The 22713-nt window shown below is 61.3% G+C and carries 21 protein-coding genes; 18 read left to right on the plus strand and 3 right to left on the minus strand.

The features are described from left to right. Positions 1–2 precede the first annotated feature (2 nt). Positions 3–1295 carry a flagellar filament capping protein FliD gene (gene fliD / locus ACN9MY_RS13445; protein ID WP_426322966.1) on the plus strand — a complete coding sequence of 431 codons (1293 nt, stop codon included), beginning with the start codon at positions 3–5 and terminating at the stop codon, positions 1293–1295. A gap of 290 nt (positions 1296–1585) precedes the next feature. On the opposite strand, the gene sixA is transcribed toward fliD, so the two are convergent. Beyond that, positions 1586–2053 carry a phosphohistidine phosphatase SixA gene (sixA, locus tag ACN9MY_RS13450; protein WP_426171320.1) on the minus strand — a complete coding sequence of 156 codons (468 nt, stop codon included), beginning with the start codon at positions 2051–2053 and terminating at the stop codon, positions 1586–1588. Positions 2054–2074: 21 nt separating this feature from the next. Then, the gene (ppk1, locus tag ACN9MY_RS13455; RefSeq protein WP_426322968.1) at positions 2075–4141 is read right to left on the minus strand and encodes a polyphosphate kinase 1; all 2067 of its coding nucleotides are present in this window, start codon (positions 4139–4141) and stop codon (positions 2075–2077) included. A 135-nt stretch (positions 4142–4276) separates the two neighbouring features. On the opposite strand from ppk1, the gene pstS reads away from it, so the two are divergent. The 15 genes from pstS (at position 4277) to ACN9MY_RS13530 (ending at position 19308) form a co-directional block, all read left to right on the plus strand. Continuing rightward, positions 4277–5320 (plus strand): phosphate ABC transporter substrate-binding protein PstS, encoded by a 1044-nt coding sequence (gene pstS, locus ACN9MY_RS13460; protein ID WP_426322970.1) that lies wholly within the window; start codon positions 4277–4279, stop codon positions 5318–5320. 248 nt (positions 5321–5568) lie between these two features. After that, positions 5569–6534: a phosphate ABC transporter permease subunit PstC gene (pstC, locus tag ACN9MY_RS13465; protein WP_426337464.1), complete on the plus strand. Its 966-nt coding sequence runs from the start codon at positions 5569–5571 to the stop codon at positions 6532–6534. Next, a complete protein-coding gene (gene pstA, locus ACN9MY_RS13470) occupies positions 6531–7388 on the plus strand; it encodes a phosphate ABC transporter permease PstA (RefSeq protein ID WP_426171327.1) in 858 nt (285 codons plus the stop codon). The genes pstC and pstA overlap by 4 nt, the downstream gene beginning before the upstream one ends. 12 nt (positions 7389–7400) lie before the next feature. Beyond that, positions 7401–8165, plus strand: coding sequence for a phosphate ABC transporter ATP-binding protein PstB (pstB, locus tag ACN9MY_RS13475; protein ID WP_426171328.1), 765 nt, complete (start codon positions 7401–7403; stop codon positions 8163–8165). A 24-nt stretch (positions 8166–8189) separates the two neighbouring features. Beyond that, positions 8190–8888 (plus strand): phosphate signaling complex protein PhoU, encoded by a 699-nt coding sequence (gene phoU, locus ACN9MY_RS13480; RefSeq protein WP_426171329.1) that lies wholly within the window; start codon positions 8190–8192, stop codon positions 8886–8888. Beyond that, positions 8889–9581, plus strand: coding sequence for a phosphate regulon transcriptional regulator PhoB (gene phoB, locus ACN9MY_RS13485; RefSeq protein WP_057263163.1), 693 nt, complete (start codon positions 8889–8891; stop codon positions 9579–9581). It begins immediately after the preceding gene. Next, a complete protein-coding gene (phoR, locus tag ACN9MY_RS13490) occupies positions 9578–10891 on the plus strand; it encodes a phosphate regulon sensor histidine kinase PhoR (protein WP_426171332.1) in 1314 nt (437 codons plus the stop codon). Before phoB ends, phoR begins: the two co-directional genes overlap by 4 nt. 75 nt (positions 10892–10966) lie before the next feature. Continuing rightward, the gene (locus ACN9MY_RS13495; protein ID WP_426171333.1) at positions 10967–11947 is read left to right on the plus strand and encodes a patatin-like phospholipase family protein; all 981 of its coding nucleotides are present in this window, start codon (positions 10967–10969) and stop codon (positions 11945–11947) included. Between the two features lie 18 nt (positions 11948–11965). Further along, positions 11966–12370: a heme-binding protein gene (locus ACN9MY_RS13500; RefSeq protein ID WP_426171335.1), complete on the plus strand. Its 405-nt coding sequence runs from the start codon at positions 11966–11968 to the stop codon at positions 12368–12370. Between the two features lie 49 nt (positions 12371–12419). Next, positions 12420–13106, plus strand: a complete 687-nt coding sequence (locus ACN9MY_RS13505) for a substrate-binding periplasmic protein (protein WP_426171337.1) — start codon at positions 12420–12422, stop codon at positions 13104–13106. 2 nt (positions 13107–13108) lie between these two features. After that, a complete protein-coding gene (locus tag ACN9MY_RS13510) occupies positions 13109–13750 on the plus strand; it encodes a hypothetical protein (RefSeq protein ID WP_426337465.1) in 642 nt (213 codons plus the stop codon). A gap of 187 nt (positions 13751–13937) precedes the next feature. Next, entirely contained in the window at positions 13938–15101 is a 1164-nt protein-coding gene (carA, locus tag ACN9MY_RS13515) for a glutamine-hydrolyzing carbamoyl-phosphate synthase small subunit (RefSeq protein ID WP_426322979.1), read from the plus strand. Beyond that, the gene (gene carB / locus ACN9MY_RS13520; protein ID WP_426171342.1) at positions 15102–18320 is read left to right on the plus strand and encodes a carbamoyl-phosphate synthase large subunit; all 3219 of its coding nucleotides are present in this window, start codon (positions 15102–15104) and stop codon (positions 18318–18320) included. It abuts the gene before it with no gap. A gap of 98 nt (positions 18321–18418) precedes the next feature. Continuing rightward, complete coding sequence (greA, locus tag ACN9MY_RS13525; protein WP_426171344.1) at positions 18419–18895, plus strand: transcription elongation factor GreA; 477 nt, start codon at positions 18419–18421, stop codon at positions 18893–18895. Further along, the gene (locus tag ACN9MY_RS13530) at positions 18895–19308 is read left to right on the plus strand and encodes a DUF4149 domain-containing protein (RefSeq protein ID WP_426171345.1); all 414 of its coding nucleotides are present in this window, start codon (positions 18895–18897) and stop codon (positions 19306–19308) included. The genes greA and ACN9MY_RS13530 overlap by 1 nt, the downstream gene beginning before the upstream one ends. A 102-nt stretch (positions 19309–19410) precedes the next feature. Here the strand turns inward: ACN9MY_RS13530 and yhbY are convergent, their stop codons facing one another. Continuing rightward, positions 19411–19872, minus strand: a complete 462-nt coding sequence (gene yhbY / locus ACN9MY_RS13535; RefSeq protein ID WP_426171346.1) for a ribosome assembly RNA-binding protein YhbY — start codon at positions 19870–19872, stop codon at positions 19411–19413. Between the two features lie 44 nt (positions 19873–19916). On the opposite strand from yhbY, the gene ACN9MY_RS13540 reads away from it, so the two are divergent. Together ACN9MY_RS13540 and ftsH are read left to right on the plus strand one after the other, a co-directional pair. Continuing rightward, entirely contained in the window at positions 19917–20564 is a 648-nt protein-coding gene (locus ACN9MY_RS13540) for an RlmE family RNA methyltransferase (protein WP_130313709.1), read from the plus strand. A gap of 154 nt (positions 20565–20718) precedes the next feature. Beyond that, on the plus strand, positions 20719–22608 hold the full coding sequence (ftsH, locus tag ACN9MY_RS13545) for an ATP-dependent zinc metalloprotease FtsH (protein WP_426171348.1): 1890 nt from the start codon (positions 20719–20721) through the stop codon (positions 22606–22608). Positions 22609–22713: the final 105 nt, after the last annotated feature.

Genomic DNA, 22713 nt, shown 5'->3' on the forward strand with positions numbered 1-22713 from the left:
GCTTGCTAAGCACAATGTACGGGACCTCGCTGGGCTTGGGGAATGCCAGCGTCATTGGTACGCCGTCGGAGGCAGTGCTAGCCCGGGTCGAACAGACGCTGGCGCCGCAGCGCAGTGCCGCGGCCAAGCTCAACGCAAGCATCAGCCTGACCCAGGCGCGTTTTTCCGGCCTGGGACAGCTGCAATCGGCTCTGTCGGTGTTCCAGGATATTGCAGAAAGCCTCGCCGGTACCGGCCTTAGCACGCGCGGCAGCAGTTCGGCGAGCGGCGTGCTGGGCGTGACGACTAGCGCCTCGGCGGCGGCCGGTTCGCATGATGTCAAGGTCAGCCAACTGGCCCAGCAGCAAATCCTCATCAGCCCCGAAGCGCAGACCGCTGATACGCGGCTCGGTACCGGCTCGCCGGCCGTGATCCGGATCGGCACCGGCGACAGCAGCAAGACCATCACGATTGATAGCCGCAACAACACCTTGCAGGGCATCGCCGATGCGCTCAAGGAGGCGGGCGTCGATGCCAGCCTGGTGCGCTCCAGCACCGGCACGGCGCTGCAATTGCGCAGTGCCAGCGGTGAAGCGAGCAAGCTCAGCATTTCAGTAGCAGGCGACACCACGATCCGCAGCCTGTTCAGCCAGGCGACCCAGACCCAGGCGGCGCAGGACGCCGTCCTGACCGTTGACGGCAAGACCATCAAGAGCGCCGACAACACTGTGGAGTCGGCCATCGAGGGCGTCACGTTCAAGCTGACCGACGAAGGCGACACCACGGTCACCATCGCGCGCGACAACAGCCAGGTTGCCAAGAACGTGGAAGCTTTCGTCAAGGGCTTCAACGCGCTGCAGGACCGGCTGGACAACCTGGGCAGAGGCGCGCTGCGCGGCAATCCGGCGCTGGGCCAGGTACGCACCCAGCTCGATCAGTTGCTGCGTTCAGCGGGCGGCAGCAGCGAGGCGCTGGCCAATGTCGGCCTGTCGGTCGACACGAATGGCCGCCTCAAGCTGGATAATGGAATCCTGAATGCCGCGATGAACGCCAACCCAGATGCGGTGACCAAGGTCTTCACCAACGAGGGCAGGGGCTTGGCCGATGCCCTTGGTTCGCGCCTTGAAAGCCTCGGTGGCGAACGCAGCGTGGTATCGCGAGCCCTGGCGCAGGCCGACCGCGAAGTCGATACCCTGCAAAGCCGCAAATCCTCCATGGCCCAAATGCTCACGGTGCAAGCACAGGCACTGGTGCGCCTCTATACGCAGGACGAGCAACTGGGCGGCGCCTCGTCGCTCTTCGACCTGTTTGCCTGACCCCATAAAGACTGAAGGCCCCGACACCAGAATCCCGGAGGATCTGTTGCGGAGCCTCGCTTCTGCAGAAGCGCAAAGCTACTCGTGGTAGCGGTCGACCAACCTATGATGTCCGCCGCGATATTCAGCGACAATTTCGAACGCGATTAACGCGATCATGGCGCCGAAGATGCCCATGGTGAACAATACCCACATAACAAACCAGCCGACGTTTCCGGAGGCTGCTCCCTAGAGTTGATACAATTAAACTCTAGCATCCATTTAAGCAATTACAAGCCCAGCAGAAAGATCTATTTCGTCACGAGGTCAGGCTGCATCACTGCCTTGAGGTAAAAGCTCGATGGATCGCCCGCTTCACGCTGCACAAACCACCACGCAGCGCCTTTTTTCATCTCCCAATCGCTATCGTCGCCTGTCATCAACAGGGCTGCAGCCTGGCCAAGCGTAGGCTGGTGGCCAACAATGAGCACCGATTCCTTCGACGACGGCCAGTTGGCCGCCTTCAGGATATCGCCGGCGTCCGCCCCCGGCGCCAGGTCGGGGTGGACCTTGTACTTGCGTCCCAATCCCGCCACAGTCTGCACCGTGCGCGTGGCCGGGCTGACCAGGATGCGGCAATTTTCCGGCAATACGGAATCCAGCCACTGGCCCATGCGCCGCGCCTGCTTATGTCCTTTGGGCGTGAGCGTGCGTTCCAGGTCTTCCAGGCCGGGCTGGGATGGTTCGGCTTCTGCGTGGCGCCACAAGATCAAGTCCATGCTTCCTCCCGTGACCAGGCTTCAATCCGCCGGCGCATCGGCCGGCGTACCTAGTAACTCCATCAAATGCTGCTGGGCGCTGAAGGCCTTCTGCTTGCCGCGTGCTTTGCGGCGGTGATACTGGCCGTGCGAATCCAGCTCCCATGCGTTGGAGTTGTCCTTCAGGTAAGGCGTCAAACCTTCCGCAATGACACGCCGTTTCAGGCCCCGGTCCAGCACCGGGAACGCCACTTCAATGCGGCGCAGCAGGTTGCGGTTCATCCAGTCCGCGCTGGCCAGCATGACGTCATGGGCCAGGTCGTTGCGGAAGTAATAGATGCGGCTATGTTCAAGGAAGCGGCCGATGATGGAGCGCACCCGGATGTTTTCGGACAATCCCGGCACGCCCGGCATCAGGGTGCAGGCGCCGCGCACGATCAGGTCGATCTTGACCCCGTCCTTCGAGGCGGCATACAGCGCCCGGATGACCGGTTCATCGGTTAATGCATTGATTTTAGCGATAATCCGGCCCGGACGCCCGGATTTCGCGATTTTGGCTTCGTTCCGTATCGCTTTGATGATCTGGTCTTGCAGCGAGAACGGCGCCAGCCAGATGTGGTTCATGCGCTGCGGCTTGGTCAGGCTGGTCAGGTGCATGAAGACTTCGTTGACGTCGCGGCCCAGTTGCGGCCCGCAGGTCAGGATGCCGAAGTCGGTATAGAACTTGGTCGTGGTGGGGTGGTAGTTGCCGGTGCCGAGGTGGGCGTAGTAGCCGAGGCCGCCTTCATCGCGGCGGATCACCAGGGCGATCTTGGCGTGGGTCTTCAGGCCCACCACGCCGTACACCACCTGGGCGCCGGCCTGTTCCAGCTTGTCGGCCCAGTTGATATTGGCTTCTTCGTCGAAACGCGCCATCAGTTCCACCACTACCGTGACTTCCTTGCCGCTGCGGGCGGCTGCAATCAGCGCTTCCATCAGGTCGGAGTTCATGCCTGTGCGGTAGACGGTCTGCTTGATCGCCACCACCGCCGGATCGAAGGCCGCGCTGCGGATGAAGTCGATCACGGTCTGGAAGCTCTGGTATGGGTGGTGCAGCAGGATGTCATGCTTGCGGATGGTGGCGAAGATGTCATTGTTGACGGTCTTTGCTTGCACGCCCGCGATGAAAGGCGGGAAGCGCAGCTCGGGGCGGCGCGCCTGTTCCACGATTTCGTTCAGGCGCACCATATTCACCGGGCCGTCGACGCGGTACAGGCGGCTCTGGTCCAGGCTGAACTGGTCGAGCAGGAATTGCGACAGTTCGGGCGGACAGTTCTTGGCCACCTCGATCCGCACCGAGCGGCCATAGGCGCGACCTTGCAGCTCGCCTTTCAGCGCCTGGCGCAGGTTTTTCACTTCATCTTCATCCACCCACAAGTCGGAGTCGCGCGTGACCCGGAACTGGGAATACGCCATCACATCGCGCCCGGCGAACATTTCGGAAATATGGGCGTGGATGACGGAGGACAGCAGGCAGAATGACACGCCGCCCTCTTTAGATAGATGGTCGGGCAGGCGGATCACGCGCGGCAGCACGCGCGGCGCCTTGACAATAGCAATGGCGGTGCCGCGCCCGAAGGCATCCTTGCCGCTCAGCGCGACGATGAAATTGAGGCTCTTGTTTACTACTTGCGGGAAAGGGTGGGCCGGGTCGAGGCCGATCGGGGTCAGCAGGGGGCGTACTTCGCGGTCAAAATAATCCTTGACCCAGGCCCGTTGGGCTTCGTTGCGCTGGCTGTGGCGCACGATGTGGATGCCCTGGGCTTTCATTTCTGGCAACACTGCCGTATTAAATATTTCGTACTGGCGCTTGACCAGTTCATGACACTCGTGGCTGACCCGTTCCAGCGTGGCCGCGAGGGCAGGGTGATCGCCCAGGTCGCCATCGACGCTGGCGGCGGCCAGCAGGCTGGCGACCCTTACTTCAAAGAACTCGTCCAGGTTGCTGCTGACAATGCACAGGTAGCGCAATCGTTCGAGCACAGGGATGGTGGCGTCTTCTGCCTGGGCCATCACGCGGCGGTTGAACGCCAGCTGTGACAGCTCCCGATCAAGGAATGCTGTTTTCATAACTAATAGTATATTTGAGAAATATGACAAGTTTGTGACCTTGTCCTAGACTTAATTTTGACGTGTCATAAAGCTGTCATATTGACGTCATACACTGCGCAGCATTCAACCCAACCCCTGAAAAGGACCTTTGATATGCGCATGAAACAGTTGTTGACCTCCTTCGTTGTTGGCGCTTCGGCGGCAATGGCATTCTCGACCGCTTTCGCAGCGGACATGACCGGTGCAGGCGCAACTTTCCCTTATCCGATCTACGCCAAGTGGGCTGAAGCCTACAAAGCATCCACCGGCAATGGCCTGAACTATCAGTCCGTCGGTTCCGGCGCAGGTATCAAGCAGATCAAAGCCAAGACCGTCGATTTCGGCGCTTCCGACATGCCGCTGAAAGCGGAAGAGCTGGACGCTGACGGCCTGATGCAGTTCCCGGCCATCATGGGTGGCGTGGTGACCGTGGTGAACCTGGACGGCATCGCTCCAGGTCAGCTGAAACTGACCGGCCCGGTTGTGGCTGACATCTACCTGGGCAAGATCACCCAGTGGAACGACGCAGCGATCGCTGCCCTGAACCCAGGCGTGAAGCTGCCAGCTGCTGAAATCACCGTGGTGCACCGCGCTGACGGCTCCGGCACCTCCTTCCTGTTCACCGACTACCTGTCGAAAGTGAACCCAGAGTTCAAGACCAAGATCGGTGCCGGCACCGCCGTGAAATGGGTAACCGGCGTGGGCGGCAAGGGCAACGACGGTGTTGCCGCCAACGTGCAGCGTATCAAGGGCGCCATCGGCTACGTGGAATGGGCCTACGCCAAGAAAAACAAGATCGCGCACACCCAGCTGAAGAACAAGGACGGCAACTTCCTGCAACCTGACGACGACAACTTCAAGGCCGCTGCTGCCAACGCGGAATGGACCAAGACCCCAGGCTTCGGCGTGGTGCTGACCGACCAGGCCGGCAAGACTTCGTGGCCAATCACCGGCGTGTCCTACATCCTGATGCACAAGCAGCAGGCTGACGCGAACAAGGGCAAGGAAGTCATCAAGTTCTTCGACTGGGCTTTCAAGAACGGCGATGCGGCTGCTGTCGAACTGGACTATGTGCCGCTGCCTGACACTGTTGTGAAGCTGGTGCAGGGTTCGTGGAAGGCTAACCTGAAGGATGCTTCGGGCAAGCCGCTGAACTGATCTTCTGAAACCGGCACCCCGGTGTCAGACCCGCAGGGTCTGACACCTAGGCCCGCGGCAGCCGCAGGCCAGGTGTCTGACCCTGTGGGTCAGACGGGGCGGCCATCCGATCGGGGTGCCGGTTTAAAGAGGAAGCTAAGCGGGGTGGCTTGAACAGAAGGCCTCCCCGGTTAGCTAAACCAAAAAACTAAATCATGAGTGCAGAAATCACCTCACCAGCTCCCCTCCAGTTATCGGAACCCGCCACCATGAGTGCCTCCGTTGCTGCCATGCAGTCCGTGGTGCGCAAGCAGCGCATCCAGGATTGGTTCTTCCACAAGATCACGATGGTCTTTGCGCTGACCGTACTGTTTGTACTGGTCGGCATTATCATTTCCCTGATCAATGGCGCCTTGCCTGCCCTGAAAGAGTTCGGGCCTGGCTTCATCACCACCGTTGAATGGGACCCGGTCAACGACCAGTTCGGCGCCGCGATTGCCATCGTCGGCACGCTGGCCAGCGCCGGTATCGCCTTGCTGATCGCCTTCCCGGTCAGCTTCGGCATCGCGCTGTTCCTGACCGAGGTATGCCCGGTCTGGCTGCGCCGCCCGCTAGGCACCGCCATCGAGCTACTGGCTGGCGTGCCATCGATTATCTACGGCATGTGGGGCCTGTTCGTGTTCGCCCCGATGTTCAGCGAATACGTGCAGCCGCTGCTGAAGTCCACCCTCGGCGCCTTGCCTTTTATCGGTGCGCTGTTCAAAGGCCCGACCATGGGCATCGGCATCCTGACCGCAGGCCTGATCCTGGCCGTGATGATCATTCCGTTCATCGCTTCCGTGATGCGCGATGTCTTCGAGATCGTGCCTGCCGTGCTGAAGGAATCGGCTTACGGCCTGGGTTGCACCCGTTGGGAAGTGGTGCGCAAGGTTGTGCTGCCGTACACCAAGACTGGCGTAGTGGGCGGCGTCATGCTGGGCCTGGGCCGCGCCCTGGGCGAAACCATGGCGGTCACCTTCGTGATCGGTAACGCGGCCAAGCTGCCTACCTCCCTGTTCTCGCCGGGCAGCTCGATCGCTTCGACGCTGGCCAATGAATTCGCCGAAGCGTCCAGCAAGCTGCACGTGTCCTCGCTGTTCGCGCTGGGCCTGCTGCTGTTCATTATTACCTTTATTGTCCTGTCCGGCGCCAAGCTGATGCTGATGGGCCTGTCGCGCAAGGAGGGCATCAAATGATCCAGACCAAAAATCCTGTCTACCGCAAGCGCCTGTTCTTCCATCGCGTCGGCATGGCGCTGTCGGTCGGCGCCATGTCAGTCGGCCTGGTTGCACTGCTGTGGATCCTGGCAACCCTGCTGATCAACGGCTTCTCCGCCCTGAATGTGCTGATCTTCACCGGCGATACCCCGGCGCCAGGCAGCGATGGCGGCGGCCTGCGCAATGCCATCGTCGGCTCGCTGATGATGGTGGGCCTGTCGACCGCTGTGTCGACCCCGATCGGCATCCTGGCCGGCATCTACCTGGCTGAATACGGCGAGGAAAACAAGGTGGCGCAACTGACCCGCTTCGTGACCGACATCATGCTGTCGGCGCCGTCGATCGTGATCGGGCTGTTCGTGTATGCGCTGTACGTGGCGAACGTGCAGCACTTCTCGGGCTACGCCGGCTCCATCGCGCTGTCGCTGATCGCGATCCCGGTGGTGGTGCGCACGACCGACAATATGTTGAAACTGGTGCCGAACTCGCTGCTGGAAGCGGCCTACGCCCTTGGCGCACCGCGCTGGAAAGTGTCGGTGATGGTACGCCTGCGCGCAGTCAAGGCCGGCGTGATGACCGGCGTGCTGTTGGCCGTGGCCCGCGTGGCCGGCGAAACCGCACCGCTGCTGTTCACGGCCCTGAACAACCAGTTCTTCAGCGCCGACATGAACCAGCCGCTGGCCAACCTGCCGGTGGTGATCTACCAGTTCGCCATGAGCCCATACGACAACTGGCGCGAGCTGGCCTGGGGCGGCGCGCTGATCGTGACCTTCAGCGTCCTGGCACTGAACATCCTGTCGCGCACCGTGTTTGCGCAAAAAGCACCAAAATAACGAGTACAGATCATGACCCAAGCTAGCAAAATCATTGAAATCTCCGGCCTGAACTTCTACTACGGTAAGACGCGCAGCCTGCACAACGTCAACCTCGACATCCACGAGAAGAAGGTGACCGCCTTCATCGGCCCGTCCGGCTGCGGCAAATCGACCCTGCTGCGCACCCTGAACCGCATGTACGACCTGTACCCGGGCCAGCGCGCCGAAGGCGCCATCCGCTACCGTGGCCACAACATCCTGGAAGCGGGCCTGGACGTGAACATGCTGCGCGCCAAAGTGGGCATGGTGTTCCAGAAGCCGACCCCGTTCCCGATGTCGATCTACGACAATATCGCTTTCGGCGTGCGCCTGTACGAAGACCTGTCGAAAGGCGAGATGGACGAGCGCGTCGAATGGGCGCTGAAAAAAGCCGCCCTGTGGGGCGAAGTGAAGGACAAGCTGGCCAAGAGCGGCCTGTCGCTGTCCGGCGGCCAGCAGCAGCGCCTGTGCATCGCGCGCGGCGTGGCGGTGAAGCCTGACGTCCTGCTGCTGGACGAACCGACTTCCGCGCTGGACCCGATTTCCACCTCCAAGATCGAAGAACTGATCTCCGAGCTGAAAGAGGACTACACGATCGCCATCGTGACCCACAATATGCAGCAGGCGGCGCGCTGCTCCGACTACACCGCCTATATGTACCTGGGCGAGCTGGTGGAATTCGGCGAAACCGACCAGATTTTCATGAATCCTGTGCGCAAAGAGACCCAGGACTACATCACCGGCCGTTTTGGCTAACCAGAAGAAGAGAGAGAAGCGATTATGATGGGCGAACATTCCTCCAAAGCTTACGACACCGAACTCGAAGGCATCCGCTCCAAAGTGCTGCTGATGGGCGGCATGGTCGAGACCATGTTCCTGGACGCGATGACCTGCTTCCGCATCGGCAACCTGGAGCGCGCCGAACGCGTGGTGGCCGAAGACGCCAACGTCAACCAGCTGGAAGTGCAGCTGGACGACCAGTGCAGCCACCTGATCGTCAAACGCCAGCCGACCGCCAATGACCTGCGCACCGTGATGGCCACCCTGAAGGTGATCACCGACCTGGAACGCATCGGCGACGAAGCAGCCAAGATCGCGCGCATCGCCAAAGCCCTGCACGGGCGCGGCGCCGTGACCCTGAACCACTATGAAATGGTGCGTACCATCGCCACCGCCACCAGCGACCTGCTGCACGATGCGCTGGACGCCTTTGCGCGCAGCGACGAAAAGGCCGCGCTGGACTTGATCGCCCAGGATGCCGTGATCGACCACGAATACCGCTCCATCATGCGCAACCTGATCACCTTCATGATGGAAGATCCGCGTACAATCTCGGCAGCGCTGGACACGATGTGGGTGGCCAAGGCCATCGAGCGCATCGGCGACCACGCCAAGAATATCGCCGAATACGTGATCTACGTGGTGGAAGGCAGGGATATCCGCCATTCCCACGGAGCGACCCAAGAAGCAAGCAAATAAATGGCATCCGACAAAACGACTGTACTGATTGTTGAAGATGAACCGGCGATCGTGGAGCTGGTGAGGTTCTCGCTGCGCGAAGCTGGCTGGAACTGCGTGGTGGCACAATCCACGCAGGAAGCCTGGGAAGTCATGCAGACCCGCACGCCGCAACTGGTGTTGCTGGACTGGATGCTGCCGGACCAGAGCGGCCTGCGCCTGCTGGCCCGCATCCGCGGCGACCGCCACTTCGCCGCCGTTCCTGTGATCATGCTGACGGCCAAGAGCATGGAAGAGGACAAGCTGGCAGGCCTGAATGGCGGCGCCGACGACTACATCACCAAGCCGTTTTCACCGCGCGAGCTGCTGGCCCGTGCCCGCGCACTGTTGCGGCGCAAGAGCCCCGAACTGGCCGAAACCCAGCTCAAGGCCGGTCCGGTGGTGCTCGATCCGGTCAGCTGCACCGTGTCGATGAACGACAACAAGATCGACATCGGGCACGCCGAATACAAGCTGCTCAAGTTCTTCATGGCCCACCCGGAGCGCGTGTTCTCACGCAGCCAGCTGCTGGACAAGGTGTGGGGCGACCATGTGGTGATCGAGGAGCGCACGGTGGACGTCCACGTGCTGCGACTGCGCAAGGCGCTGAAGGATGCCGAGCACCTGATCAAGACCGTGCGCAGCGTGGGATATATGCTGACCGAGAAGCCATGAATCCAAAAGTCGTGTTCTGGGTACCTGTCGCCATCCGGCTTGGCTTCCTGCTGGCAGGCGCGGGCCTGATGTGGTGGTGGTTTGGCCTGGCGGCCGGCATTGTCACCGCCTTTGCCGGCGTGCTGGCTGCCGTGTTCATCCAGCTCAAGTACCTCTATCAGCTGAGCGAATGGCTGGACAAGCCCGAGTCGGGCCGCCTGCCTGATGGCTGGGGCGAGTGGACCAATATTTTCTCGCGCCTGTACCGCCTGCGCCGCGACGACGAAAAGAACCAGGCCGAGTTGACCGAATGGCTGGCGCGCTTCCGCCAGGCCATGCACCTGCTGCCGGACGGCGTCGTGATCATGGACGACGTGCTGTTCCTCGAATGGTGCAATCCGGCGGCGGAAGAGCACCTGGGCCTGCAGCAAGCGCGCGACAAGGGCATGCGCGTGACCAACCTGGTGCGCAGCCCGGACTTCATGGATTACCTGATCCTGGGCCGCTACGACCAGCCGCTGACGCTGAACTTCCGCGGCCGCAAGCTGGTCGTGCACATCATCCCGTTTGAAAACCGGCGCCAGATCCTGGTCACGCACGACATCACCGAGACCCAGCGCGCGGAAATGATGCGCCGCGACTTCATCGCCAACGCCTCGCACGAGCTGCGCACCCCGCTGACCGTGATCGCCGGTTTCCTGGAAATCGCCGCTTCGATGGAGCTGGACGCGGAGACCCGCGCCGCCCACCTCAAGCTGATGACCGAGCAAAGCCACCGCATGCAGCACCTGATCGAGGACATGCTGACCTTGTCGCGCCTGGAATCGGTCGACCACCCGATGCGCCCGGAGCACGTCAACATCCCGGCCCTGCTGGAGCAGGTGCTGCACGAAGCGCGCGCGCTGTCCGGCGGCAAGCATGAAATTTCGCTGGAACTGCATGGCGGCGATGTCATGGGCAATATGGACGAATTGCACAGCGCCTTCGGCAACCTGGCCTCCAATGCCGTGCGCTACACGCCTGCGGGCGGCACCATCAAGCTGCGTTGGGAAGACACGCCGACCGGCGTGCAGTTCCAGGTGCAGGACACCGGCATCGGCATCAATCCGGAGCATATTTCCCGCCTGACCGAGCGCTTCTACCGCGTCGACAAGAGCCGCTCGCGAGAGACGCAGGGCACCGGCCTGGGCCTGGCCATCGTCAAGCACGTACTGCTGCGCCACAGCGGCAAGCTGAATATCAGCTCCGAGGCAGGGCAGGGCAGCACCTTCACGGTCAGCCTGCCAAAATCGCTGGTTTCCACTACCGTCGAACCGGCGCAAGCTGCCTGAGAAGAAAAATGGGGACGTACCCCATTTATTAGGTAAAATCTGCTCGCCTAAAAAAACGAGCAGATTAACCACTACATGCACTTGAAACGTTTCGCTTTTGCCATCCTGGCCGCCGCAGCGCTTGCCGGGTGCCAGACCAATCCCAATACCGTTACCACCGAACTCGATCCGCCGATCAAATCGACCGACGTGCCGCTGGTCTCCGTTGAACCGCCGGTGCAGCCCCCTGTGGTACCGCCGGTTGCGCCAGTGCAGCGCAAGGTGAAGATCGGCCTTGCCCTCGGTGGCGGCGCCGCCCGCGGTTTCGCCCACATCGGCGTGATCAAGGCGCTGGAAGCGCAGGGCATCGTGCCGGATATCGTGGTCGGCACCAGTGCCGGCTCCGTGGTCGGCGCCCTGTATGCGGCCGGCAACGATGCCAAGGCCCTGCAGAAGATGGCCGTCGACCTCGATGAATCGGCCATTTCCGACTGGGCGCTGCCCTTGTTCGGCAAGTCTTCCGGCGTGCTGAAGGGCGAGGCCCTGCAATCCTTCGTCAACAAGGCTGTCGGCAACCGCGTCATCGAGAAGCTGAAAATGCCGTTCGGCGCCGTGGCGTCGGACCTGAAGACCGGCCAGCCCATCCTGTTCCAGCGCGGGAATACCGGCATGGCGGTTCGCGCCAGTTCCGCTGTTCCTGGCGTATTCCAGCCGGTGAAGATCGGCGACCACACCTACGTCGATGGCGGCTTGGTGGCGCCGGTGCCGGTGCGCTTTGCGCGTGAAATGGGCGCGGAATTTATCATCGCGGTGAATATTTCGACCCAGGCCGAGGCGCAGGCCACCAATTCTTCGCTGGAGGTCATCATGCAGACCTTCTCCATCATGGGCCAGCGTATCAACCAGCTTGAACTGCGTGATGCCGACATCGTGATCCAGCCGCCGCTGGGCAAGATGGGTTCCGCGGAATTCACCAACCGCTCGGGCGCCATGCAGGCGGGCGAGCGTGCAACCCTGGCCGTCATGCCGCAACTGAAGCAAAAGCTGAAGGCGCGCCGCGAAACGCCGGCCCCATAATTATCAGGAAACGAGAGAATGATCACCAAGCCAGTGCTGTCCCTGGACGACATCAAGAAAATCGCCGCTGCCGCCGAGGCCGAAGCAAGCAAGAACAACTGGGCGGTCACCATCGCCATCGTCGACGACGGCGGCCACCTGCTGTGGCTCCAGCGCCTGGATGGCGCGGCGCCGCTGTCGTCGCACATCGCGCCTGCCAAGGCACGCCTGTCGGCCCTGGGCCGCCGCGAAACCAAGATCTATGAAGACATGATCAACGGCGGCCGAACTTCCTTCGTCGGCGTGCCGATGGTGGAAGCGCCGCTGGAAGGCGGCGTCAATATCGTGGTCGATGGCCACACCATCGGCGCGGTGGGCGTGTCGGGTGTGAAATCGAGCGAAGATGCACAAATCGCCAAGGCGGGTATTGCTGCACTGGCTTAAGTCTTGCAATTGAGGCAATGACTTCCTAGAATACAGGCAAGGGGGAGTTATGAGACTGCCGTTTGCCTTGCTGCTTTGTCCAATCATCCTGTCGGCGCCGCTGCGCGCTGAAGAGCTGCAGCTGTCCGTCATCTCGCGCAGCACCACTCATGCCGATTTGTGGAAGGCGGCGGAAGTCGCTTTCCAGCGCGCCGGCATCAATGCGGTGGTGCGCGAGGTGTCGCCCGAGCGCTCGGCGGTGCTGGCTAATGAAGGCACGACCGATGGCGACGTCGGACGTTCCTCCGGCCTCGAAAAAAACTACCCCAACCTGGTCCAGGTACCTGAGCCGATCTACCAATACGCGCCAACGGCGTTCTCTTATAAACGCTTCGACGTGACGGGCGGCTGGGAGTCCCTGCGCGCGCACACGGTCTGCATTCGCCGCGGCCTGCGCCAGACCGACCAGCGCACCAAGGACCTGGCGCGCCAGGTGCTTGCCGACGAGGCGACCATGCTGCGCATGCTGGCAGCCGGCGGTTGCGATGTCGCGGTCATGGAGCGCAATAATGCGCTGGCGCGCGCCGCCATGACGGCGGACCCGCCGCTCCAGCGCCTGCTGCCGCCGATGGAAATCATGCCCCTCTATATCTACCTGCACAAGAGCCATGCGGCGCTGGTGCCCAAGGTTGCCGCCGCCCTGAAGCAGATGCGGGCCGACGGCACCATGCATAAGCTGCTTGGCGAAGGGGAGTAGCGATGAAAGTCCTGGTCGCCTTGCTGTGCGCGCTGGCTTCAGCGCCCGTGCCAGGCCAGGACCTGCAGCTCTTCGTGATCCCGGATACGCCAGCCCATCTCGCGGCGTGGAAAACCGTTGAAGCCGCAGCTCACCGTGCCGGGCTGGGCGTCAAGGTGAGTGCCTTGTCCGCTGAACGCGGCATGGTGCTTGTCAATGAAGGCAAGCTGGATGGCGCGATCGGACGCACCATGCTGGCCGCCAGCAGCTATCCACAACTGGTGGCAGTTCCGGAGCCGATCTATATGTACGCGCCAACTGCCTATTCCTATAAGAAGATCGACGTGTCGCGCGGCTGGAAGTCGCTGCGCGGCCACACACTCTGCATGCGGCGGGGCTATAACTTCACGGAAGAGCGCACGGCCGGCATGCCGCGCCATCGCCTGGACAACGATGCGTCCTTATTGCGCATGCTGAAGGCCGGCGGTTGCGATATCGCCATCATGGGCCGCAGCAACAAGGAGGTGCTGGCGATGCAGGGGCACGACCCGGACCTGTTGCAATTGCTGCCGCCACTGGAAGAAGTGCCGCTTTACCTGTTCCTGCACAAACGCCATGCGGCGCTGGTGCCGCGCCTGGCCGAGGCCCTCCGCCAAGGCCGGTGATGCTCCGGCAGGGGCTTGCCGTTGAAGGAACTTTGGGTTATAATTCAAAGGTTTAGCCAATTACCATTCGACCGTAGCGCCTACCTCACACATCCATCATCATCTGACCCGCGAGCCCGGCATTGCGCCCGTACACCCGTGGGTTGTCTGAGTGGCGTCGCTACGGTAACTTAATCAGGAGTTGCCCTTGCCGCCATTTTTTTCTGGCCCAGCCGTTCCAGCCATCCTGGCACTAGCCGACGGAACAATCTTTAAAGGTATTTCCATTGGCGCTGCCGGTCACACGACGGGCGAAGTCGTTTTCAATACCTCCATGACGGGTTATCAGGAAATCCTGACCGATCCATCGTATTCCCGCCAGATCGTCACCCTGACTTACCCCCACATCGGCAACTACGGTATCAATACCGAAGACGTCGAAGCTTCCAAAGTCCACGCCGCAGGCCTGATCATCCGCGACCTGCCGCTGATCCACTCGAATTTCCGCTCCAGCCAATCGCTGACCGATTACCTGAAGGCCGAGAACATCGTCGCCATCGCCGGTATCGACACCCGCAAGCTGACCCGCGTGCTGCGCGAGAAGGGCGCCCAGGCCGGCGCCATCGTGACCGGCGTGCAGGGCAACGAGCCGTCCGTGCAGCAGGCACTGGAACTGGCACGCAGCTTCCCTGGCCTGGCGGGCATGGACCTGGCAAAAGTCGTGACCGTGCCGGAAGTGTACGAGTGGACCGAGACCGAATGGGAACTGGGCAAAGGCTATGGCAAGGTAGCTGACCCTAAATTCCACGTTGTCGCCTACGACTTCGGCGTCAAGCGCAACATCTTGCGCATGCTCGCTTCGCGCGGCTGCAAGGTGACCGTGGTGCCGGCGCAGACTTCCGCCGCCTACGTGCTGTCGCTGAACCCGGACGGCGTGTTCCTGTCCAACGGTCCCGGCGACCCTGAGCCATGCGACTACGCGATCGAAGCGACCAAAGTCTTCATGGAGAAGAAGATCCCGGTGTTCGGCATCTGCCTGGGCCATCAGATCATGGCACTGGCGTCCGGCGCCAAGACCCTGAAGATGAAGTTCGGCCACCACGGCGCCAACCACCCGGTGCAGGACCTGGACAGCAAGAAGGTGATGATCACCTCGCAGAACCACGGTTTCGCCGTGGATGCGGACACGCTGCCGGCCAACTGCCGCGTGACCCACGTGTCGCTGTTCGACGGTTCGCTGCAGGGCTTCGCCCGCACCGACGTGCCGGCCTTCTGCTTCCAGGGCCACCCTGAAGCATCGCCTGGCCCGACCGACGTCGCCTACCTGTTTGACCGCTTCATCAACATGATGAATGCCGCGGAGAAGAAATAAATGCCAAAACGTTCTGACATTAAAAGCATCCTGATTATTGGCGCCGGCCCGATCATCATCGGCCAGGCCTGCGAATTCGACTACTCCGGCGCGCAAGCCTGCAAAGCGCTGCGCGAAGAGGGCTACAAGGTCATCCTGGTGAACTCCAACCCGGCGACCATCATGACCGACCCGGAAATGGCCGACGTGACCTACATCGAGCCGATCACCTGGCAGGTTGTGGAGCGCATCATCGACAAGGAGCGTCCTGACGCGATCCTGCCGACCATGGGCGGCCAGACGGCGCTGAACTGCGCGCTGGACCTGCACCGCAACGGCGTGCTGGACAAGTACAAGGTCGAACTGATCGGCGCGACCCCGGAAGCCATCGACAAGGCCGAAGACCGCGCCAAGTTCAAGGATGCGATGACCAAGATCGGCCTGGGTTCGGCGCGTTCCGGCGTGGCGCACTCGATGGAAGAATCGTGGGCGGTGCAGAAGGAAGTCGGCTTCCCGACCATCATCCGTCCATCGTTCACCATGGGCGGTTCCGGCGGCGGCATCGCTTACAACGAAGAAGAATTCGAAGCGATCTGCAAACGCGGCCTGGAAGCATCGCCAACCAATGAGCTGCTGATCGAAGAATCGCTGCTGGGCTGGAAAGAGTACGAGATGGAAGTGGTGCGCGACAAGGCGGACAACTGCATCATCGTGTGCTCGATCGAAAACCTGGACCCGATGGGCGTGCACACCGGCGACTCGATCACCGTCGCTCCAGCGCAGACCCTGACCGACAAGGAATACCAGATCATGCGCAATGCCTCGCTGGCAGTGCTGCGCGAGATCGGCGTGGATACCGGCGGCTCCAACGTGCAGTTCTCGATCAACCCGAAAGACGGCCGCATGATCGTCATCGAGATGAACCCGCGCGTGTCCCGTTCCTCGGCACTGGCATCGAAGGCCACGGGCTTCCCGATCGCCAAGGTGGCGGCGAAACTGGCCGTGGGCTTCACCCTGGATGAACTGCGCAACGAGATCACCGGCGGCGCAACCCCGGCTTCGTTCGAGCCTTCGATCGACTACGTCGTGACCAAGGTGCCGCGTTTCACCTTCGAGAAATTCCCGACCGCCGACCACCACCTGACCACCCAGATGAAATCGGTGGGCGAAGTGATGGCGATTGGCCGCACCTTCCAGGAATCGTTCCAGAAAGCCCTGCGCGGCCTGGAAGTTGGCGTGGATGGCATGAACCAGAAGACCGTCGACCGCGAGAAGCTGGAAGAGGAGCTGGGCGAGCCAGGCCCGGACCGCATCTGGTATGTCGGCGACGCTTTCGCCCAGGGCTTCACCCTGGAAGAGGTGTACCAGCTGACCAAGATCGACATGTGGTTCCTGGTGCAGATCAAGGAAATCATCGACCTGGAACTGTGGCTCGACACCCAGAAGCTGGAAAACCTGGACAAGAACACCCTGTACAAGCTGAAACAGAAGGGCTTCTCGGACCGCCGCCTGGGCTACCTGCTGCAATGCGGCGACACCGCCGTGCGCAACAAGCGCCGCGAACTGGGCATCCGTCCGGTGTACAAGCGCGTCGACACCTGCGCCGCCGAGTTCTCGACCGACACCGCCTACATGTACTCGACCTACGATGAAGAGTGCGAGTCCAACCCGACCGACAAGAAAAAAATCATGGTGCTGGGCGGTGGCCCGAACCGTATCGGCCAGGGTATCGAATTCGACTACTGCTGCGTGCACGCCGCACTGGCCATGCGCGAAGACGGCTACGAGACCATCATGGTCAACTGCAACCCGGAAACCGTGTCGACCGACTATGACACCTCCGACCGCCTGTACTTCGAATCGCTGACCCTGGAAGACGTGCTGGAAATCGTCGACCTGGAAAAACCGGTTGGCGTGATCGTGCAGTATGGCGGCCAGACCCCGCTGAAGCTGGCGCTGGACCTGGAAGCCAACGGCGTGCCGATCATCGGCACCTCGCCGGACATGATCGACGCCGCGGAAGACCGCGAGCGCTTCCAGAAGCTGCTGCAGGACCTGGGCCTGCGCCAGCCGCCTAACCGCACCGCGCGCACCGAAGAAGAAGCGCTGGCGCTGGCACAGGAAATCGGCTACCCGCTGGTGGTGCGTCCTTCCTACGTGCTGGGCGGCCGTGCGATGGAAATCGTGCACGAGCAGCGCGACCTGGAGCGCTACATGCGCGAAGCGGTCAAGGTGTCGAACGACTCGCCAGTGCTGCTGGACCGCTTCCTGAACGACGCCATCGAGTGCGACGTGGACTGCATCTCCGACGGCGACACCACCTTCATCGGCGGCGTGATGGAGCACATCGAACAGGCCGGCGTGCACTCGGGCGACTCCGCCTGCTCGCTGCCGCCGTACTCGCTGTCGCAGGAAACCATCGATGAACTGAAGCGCCAGACCTCGCTGATGGCCAAGGGCCTGAACGTGGTTGGCCTGATGAACGTGCAGTTCGCGATCCAGAAGCAGGATGGCAAGGACGTCGTCTTCGTGCTGGAAGTGAACCCGCGCGCCTCGCGTACCGTGCCTTACGTTTCCAAGGCGACCGGCCTGCAGCTGGCCAAGATCGCCGCACGCTGCATGGTCGGCCAGAAGCTGGCAGAGCAGGGCATCACGAAAGAAGTCGTGCCGCCTTACTTCAGCGTCAAGGAAGCCGTGTTCCCGTTCGTGAAATTCCCTGGCGTGGACACCATCCTCGGGCCGGAAATGAAATCGACCGGTGAAGTGATGGGCGTTGGCACCACCTTCGCGGAAGCCTTCGTGAAGTCGCAGCTGGGCGCCGGTGTCAAGCTGCCGACCTCGGGCAAGGTATTCCTGTCGGTGAAAGCGTCGGACAAGCCGCGCGCCGTGAAAGTGGCGAAGGACCTGGTCGATGCAGGCTTCACCCTGTGCGCCACCAAGGGCACCGCCGCCGTGATCGAGGCAGCCGGCATTCCTGTCACCCCGGTGAACAAGAAGTCCGAAGGCCGTCCGCACGTGGTCGACATGATCAAGAACCACGAAATCGTCCTGGTGATCAACACCGTGGAAGAGAAGCGTACCGCGATCAACGACTCGCGCAGCATCCGTACTTCCTCGCTGGCGGCCCGCGTGACCACCTACACCACCATCGCCGGTGCTGAGGCCGCCGTGGCCGGTATCCGCCACCTGGACGAATTGCGTGTGTACGATTTACAAGGCCTGCATAAGTCTTTAAACTAAGACCCGGTAAAGTAGTACGCTTGACAATATAACCACAGAGCCCGCGCTGAAGCATGGCGCGGGCTCTGTGCTTTTTAGCAATTTGACTAGAGACAGATATGAATTCCGTTCCACTCACTAAATACGGCGCCGAACTCCTGAAAGAAGAGCTGCACCAGCTCAAGACCAAGGAACGCCGCATTGTCATCGATGCCATCGCCGAAGCGCGTTCGCACGGCGACCTGTCCGAAAACGCCGAATACGATGCCGCCAAGGAGCGCCAGGCCTTCGTCGAAGGCCGTATCGCGGAACTGGAAGGCAAGCTGAGCTCGGCCCAGATCATCGACCCATCCACCCTGGACGCGGAAGGCCGCGTGGTGTTCGCCTCCACCGTGGACCTGGAAGACCTGGAATCAGGCCAGAAGGTGAGCTACCAGATCGTCGGCACCGATGAAGCCGACCTGAAGATGAGCAAGGTGTCGGTGACTTCGCCGATCGCCCGCGCCCTGATCGGCAAATACGCCGGCGACGTGGTGGAAGTGCAGGCCCCGTCCGGCCCGCGCGAATACGAGATCATCGACGTACGCTACGTTTGATGCTGCTGGCGAAAGTACGCCTGCTGGTGGCCGCCCTGTGGGCTGGCAGCCTGTGGGCGGTCGGCTACCTGGTGGCGCCGGCCCTGTTCGCATCGCTGGACCGCGTACTGGCCGGATCGATTGCCGGCCTGATGTTCCATGCCCAGGCCATGCTATCGCTGGGTTGCGGCGCCGCCATGGGCGTGCTGCTGTTCTTTGGCACCCGCGACTGGACGCCAAAGCGCCGCCGCTCGGTGCTGCTGATCGTGGTGGCGATGGTGATGTGTACGGTGGTTTCGCACTTTGGCCTGCAGCCGATGATGGCTGCGGCGAAGGCTTCGGGCGACGGCAGCTTCGGCAAGCTGCATGGGATTTCGAGCAGTATCTACCTGGCGCAGAGCCTGCTGGCTGGCTGGCTGGTCTGGAAGCAGTAAAACCGGCAAGTCAATGTCTGACCCGCAGGGTCAGACACTTGGCCAGCGATCGTCGCGTGTCGGGGTGTCTGACCCTGCGGGTCAGGCACCGGGCTACCGGCTTTAGGCAGCCGACTTCTTGGTGCCAACCTTCTTCTTGACCCGCTTGATAGTACCGCCAGCGGTAACGCGTTCGTTCCCCTTCAGCAGGACCTTGCTCACGGATGGCTTCTTGGTGCCGGAGGCGCTTGGCTTGACGATCGTTACCATGCGCATGCCTTTGCCGGCCTTGCCGGTCGAGGCCTTCTCGGCTTCCACGCGCGGGCGGTACAGCACGAGCAGCTTGCCGATATGCTGGACCGGCGCGGCGCCGGTCTTTTCGCAAATGGTTTCGTACATTTCGATGCGGGCTTCGCGGTCATCGCCGAAAACGCGCACCTTGATCAAGCCGTGGGAATCCAGGCCCAGCTCGATCTCCTTCATCACGGAAGGGGTCAGGCCGGATTCGCCAACGAGGACGATAGGCTTCAGGCCATGGGCTTCGGCGCGCAGGACGCTGCGTTCGGCAGGAGTAAGGTTCAGCATAGTTTTTTTTGGATAGGTTCTCTTAAAGGCAGTATTCTACGCTAATGGCTAAGAACAAAATAAACAAAAACTGGTTGCACGACCATATTAACGATCCGTACGTGAAGGCCGCCCAGAAGGACGGATACCGTGCCCGGGCAGCCTATAAGCTGAAAGAGATCGACGAAGATGCCAAGTTGATCAAGCCCGGCCAGGTGATCGTGGACCTGGGCTGCACGCCCGGCTCCTGGGGCCAGTACACCCGCCGCAAGCTGGCGGGCAAGGAGGGCGGGGGCATCAATGGCACCATGATCGGCCTGGATATCCTGCCGATGGAGCCGATTGCCGACATGCACTTCATCCAGGGCGACTTCCGCGAGCAGGCAATCCTCGACCAGCTGGCCGAAGTGCTGCAAGGCCGCAAGGCGGACCTTGTGCTATCCGATATGGCGCCCAATTTATCCGGTATTGCGGTAGCCGATGCTGCCCGTATGGAAGACCTTATCGATATCGCCATCGATTTCAGCCAGCATCATATGAAACCGGGTGGCGCTTTATTGGTGAAATGCTTCAAGGACCTGGGATTCAGCCAGATCGTCGAGAAATTCCGGCGCGAATTCAAGACCGTGGTGCAGAAAAAGCCGAAAGCCAGCCGCGATAAATCGTCGGAAATCTTCTTGCTGGGCCGCGGGCTGAAAAATCCGGTGGAATAATGCCATTTTCGCTCTTGATTTAGCTGGAAAAACCCACATATCCGGCGCAGGAGTGTGCACCATAGGGCCGGTTTGTAGCACGGCCCGGGTTTAACGAGTAAAATCGAATTTCTGCTACAGGTAACTGGTGCGCTTTCGCATCCAAGGAGTTTTCGTGAATAACATGTTTTCCAAATCGGCTATCTGGGTCGTTGTAGCCTTGCTGTTATTTATGCTGTTTAAGCAATTTGACAGCCACAGCATCGCCGGCGGCGCAAAGCCTATCGCTTATTCCGATCTGCTGGATGAGGTCAAAGCGAAGCGCGTGAAAGATGTCCTGATTGAAGGGCAGACCATTACTGCCACCCGTGTTGACGATTCCAAAGTCCGCACCACCTCCACCTTCCTCGACCGCGGCCTGATCGGCGACCTGCGCGACAATGGCGTGCGCTTCGACGTGAAGCCGCCGGAAGAGCCAGGCATCCTGCAACAGGTCTTCGTGTCCTGGTTCCCGATGCTGCTGCTGATCGGCGTGTGGGTATTCTTCATGCGCCAGATGCAGGGCGGCGGCAAGGGCGGCGCGTTCTCCTTCGGCAAGTCGAAGGCGCGCATGCTGGACGAAACGAATAACACCGTGACCTTCGCCGACGTGGCAGGTTGCGATGAAGCCAAAGAGGAAGTGACTGAGATCGTCGACTTCCTGAAAGATCCGACCAAGTTCCAGAAACTGGGCGGCCGCATTCCACGCGGCGTGCTGATGGTTGGTCCTCCAGGTACTGGTAAGACCCTGCTGGCGCGCGCCATTGCTGGCGAAGCCAAGGTGCCGTTCTTCTCGATTTCCGGTTCGGACTTCGTTGAAATGTTCGTCGGCGTGGGTGCATCCCGTGTCCGCGACATGTTCGAGAACGCCAAGAAGCATTCGCCTTGCATCATCTTCATCGACGAGATCGACGCTGTGGGCCGCCATCGTGGCGCCGGCATGGGCGGCGGCAACGACGAGCGCGAACAGACCCTGAACCAGTTGCTGGTTGAGATGGACGGCTTTGAAGCATCGTCCGGCGTGATCGTGATTGCCGCAACCAACCGTGCCGACGTGCTGGACAAGGCGCTGCTGCGTCCAGGCCGTTTCGATCGTCAGGTTTCCGTTGGCCTGCCGGATATCCGCGGCCGCGAACAGATCCTGAACGTCCACATGCGCAAGGTGCCGATCAGCACCGACGTGAAAGCCGACATCCTGGCACGCGGCACCCCGGGCTTCTCCGGCGCCGACCTGGCCAACCTGGTTAACGAAGCCGCACTGTTTGCCGCGCGCCGCAACAAGCGCCTGGTCGACATGATCGACTTTGAAGATGCGAAGGACAAGATCTTCATGGGCCCGGAACGCAAGTCCATGGTAATCCGCGAAGAAGAGCGCCGCAACACCGCTTACCACGAGTCCGGCCACGCCGTGGTGGCCAAGCTGCTGCCGAAGGCTGACCCGGTCCACAAAGTAACCATCATGCCGCGCGGCTGGGCCCTGGGCCTGACCTGGCAGCTGCCTGAGCACGACAATATTTCGGGCTACAAGGACAAGATGCTGGAAGAGATTTCCATCCTGTTCGGCGGCCGTATCGCGGAAGAGATCTTCGTCGGCCAGATGTCGACCGGCGCCTCCAACGACTTCGCCCGCGCCACCAAGCTGGCCCGTGCCATGGTCACCAAGTACGGCATGTCCGATGCGCTGGGTGTGATGGTATATGAAGACAGCCAGAACGACGGCTGGCTGGGCGGCGCCAACAAGACCATCTCGGAAGCGACCCAGCAGAAAGTGGATGCGGAAATCCGCACCATCCTCGACACGCAATACGCCCTGGCGCGCAAGCTGCTGGAAGAGAACCGGGAAAAGGTCGAAGTGATGACCAAGGCCCTGCTGGAATGGGAAACCATTGATGCGGACCAGGTGAACGACATCATGGCTGGCCAGGAGCCGCGCCCGCCGAAGGCTGGCACCACCATCCGCAAACAGCCAGGCGCTGACGGCGGCTCGGGTTCCAACCCGAACCCGAACGCCACCGCCCCAGCTTAATCGCTTTTCAAAAAAGGGGACGTAACACATTTAAATGTGTTACGTCCCCTTTTTCCGCCACTATGCCTCAACACAAGTTCGGCCGATTCAACTTCCCGACCAGCC

Origin of the sequence: Pseudoduganella sp. R-31 (assembly GCF_049913235.1) — a bacterium.
GTDB lineage: Bacteria > Pseudomonadota > Gammaproteobacteria > Burkholderiales > Burkholderiaceae_D > Rugamonas.

Coding starts and splice junctions, on each gene's coding strand:
- ACN9MY_RS13510 (WP_426337465.1), top strand. CDS start 13,109: ATGAAAGTCCTGGTCGCCTTGCTGTGCGCGCTGGCTTCAGCGCCCGTG.
- pstB (WP_426171328.1), top strand. CDS start 7,401: ATGACCCAAGCTAGCAAAATCATTGAAATCTCCGGCCTGAACTTCTAC.
- phoR (WP_426171332.1), top strand. CDS start 9,578: ATGAATCCAAAAGTCGTGTTCTGGGTACCTGTCGCCATCCGGCTTGGC.
- pstS (WP_426322970.1), top strand. CDS start 4,277: ATGCGCATGAAACAGTTGTTGACCTCCTTCGTTGTTGGCGCTTCGGCG.
- pstA (WP_426171327.1), top strand. CDS start 6,531: ATGATCCAGACCAAAAATCCTGTCTACCGCAAGCGCCTGTTCTTCCAT.
- carB (WP_426171342.1), top strand. CDS start 15,102: ATGCCAAAACGTTCTGACATTAAAAGCATCCTGATTATTGGCGCCGGC.
- phoB (WP_057263163.1), top strand. CDS start 8,889: ATGGCATCCGACAAAACGACTGTACTGATTGTTGAAGATGAACCGGCG.
- ACN9MY_RS13530 (WP_426171345.1), top strand. CDS start 18,895: ATGCTGCTGGCGAAAGTACGCCTGCTGGTGGCCGCCCTGTGGGCTGGC.
- ACN9MY_RS13505 (WP_426171337.1), top strand. CDS start 12,420: ATGAGACTGCCGTTTGCCTTGCTGCTTTGTCCAATCATCCTGTCGGCG.
- yhbY (WP_426171346.1), bottom strand. CDS start 19,872: ATGCTGAACCTTACTCCTGCCGAACGCAGCGTCCTGCGCGCCGAAGCC.
- pstC (WP_426337464.1), top strand. CDS start 5,569: ATGAGTGCCTCCGTTGCTGCCATGCAGTCCGTGGTGCGCAAGCAGCGC.
- ACN9MY_RS13500 (WP_426171335.1), top strand. CDS start 11,966: ATGATCACCAAGCCAGTGCTGTCCCTGGACGACATCAAGAAAATCGCC.
- sixA (WP_426171320.1), bottom strand. CDS start 2,053: ATGGACTTGATCTTGTGGCGCCACGCAGAAGCCGAACCATCCCAGCCC.
- greA (WP_426171344.1), top strand. CDS start 18,419: ATGAATTCCGTTCCACTCACTAAATACGGCGCCGAACTCCTGAAAGAA.
- ACN9MY_RS13540 (WP_130313709.1), top strand. CDS start 19,917: ATGGCTAAGAACAAAATAAACAAAAACTGGTTGCACGACCATATTAAC.
- phoU (WP_426171329.1), top strand. CDS start 8,190: ATGATGGGCGAACATTCCTCCAAAGCTTACGACACCGAACTCGAAGGC.
- ppk1 (WP_426322968.1), bottom strand. CDS start 4,141: ATGAAAACAGCATTCCTTGATCGGGAGCTGTCACAGCTGGCGTTCAAC.
- ACN9MY_RS13495 (WP_426171333.1), top strand. CDS start 10,967: ATGCACTTGAAACGTTTCGCTTTTGCCATCCTGGCCGCCGCAGCGCTT.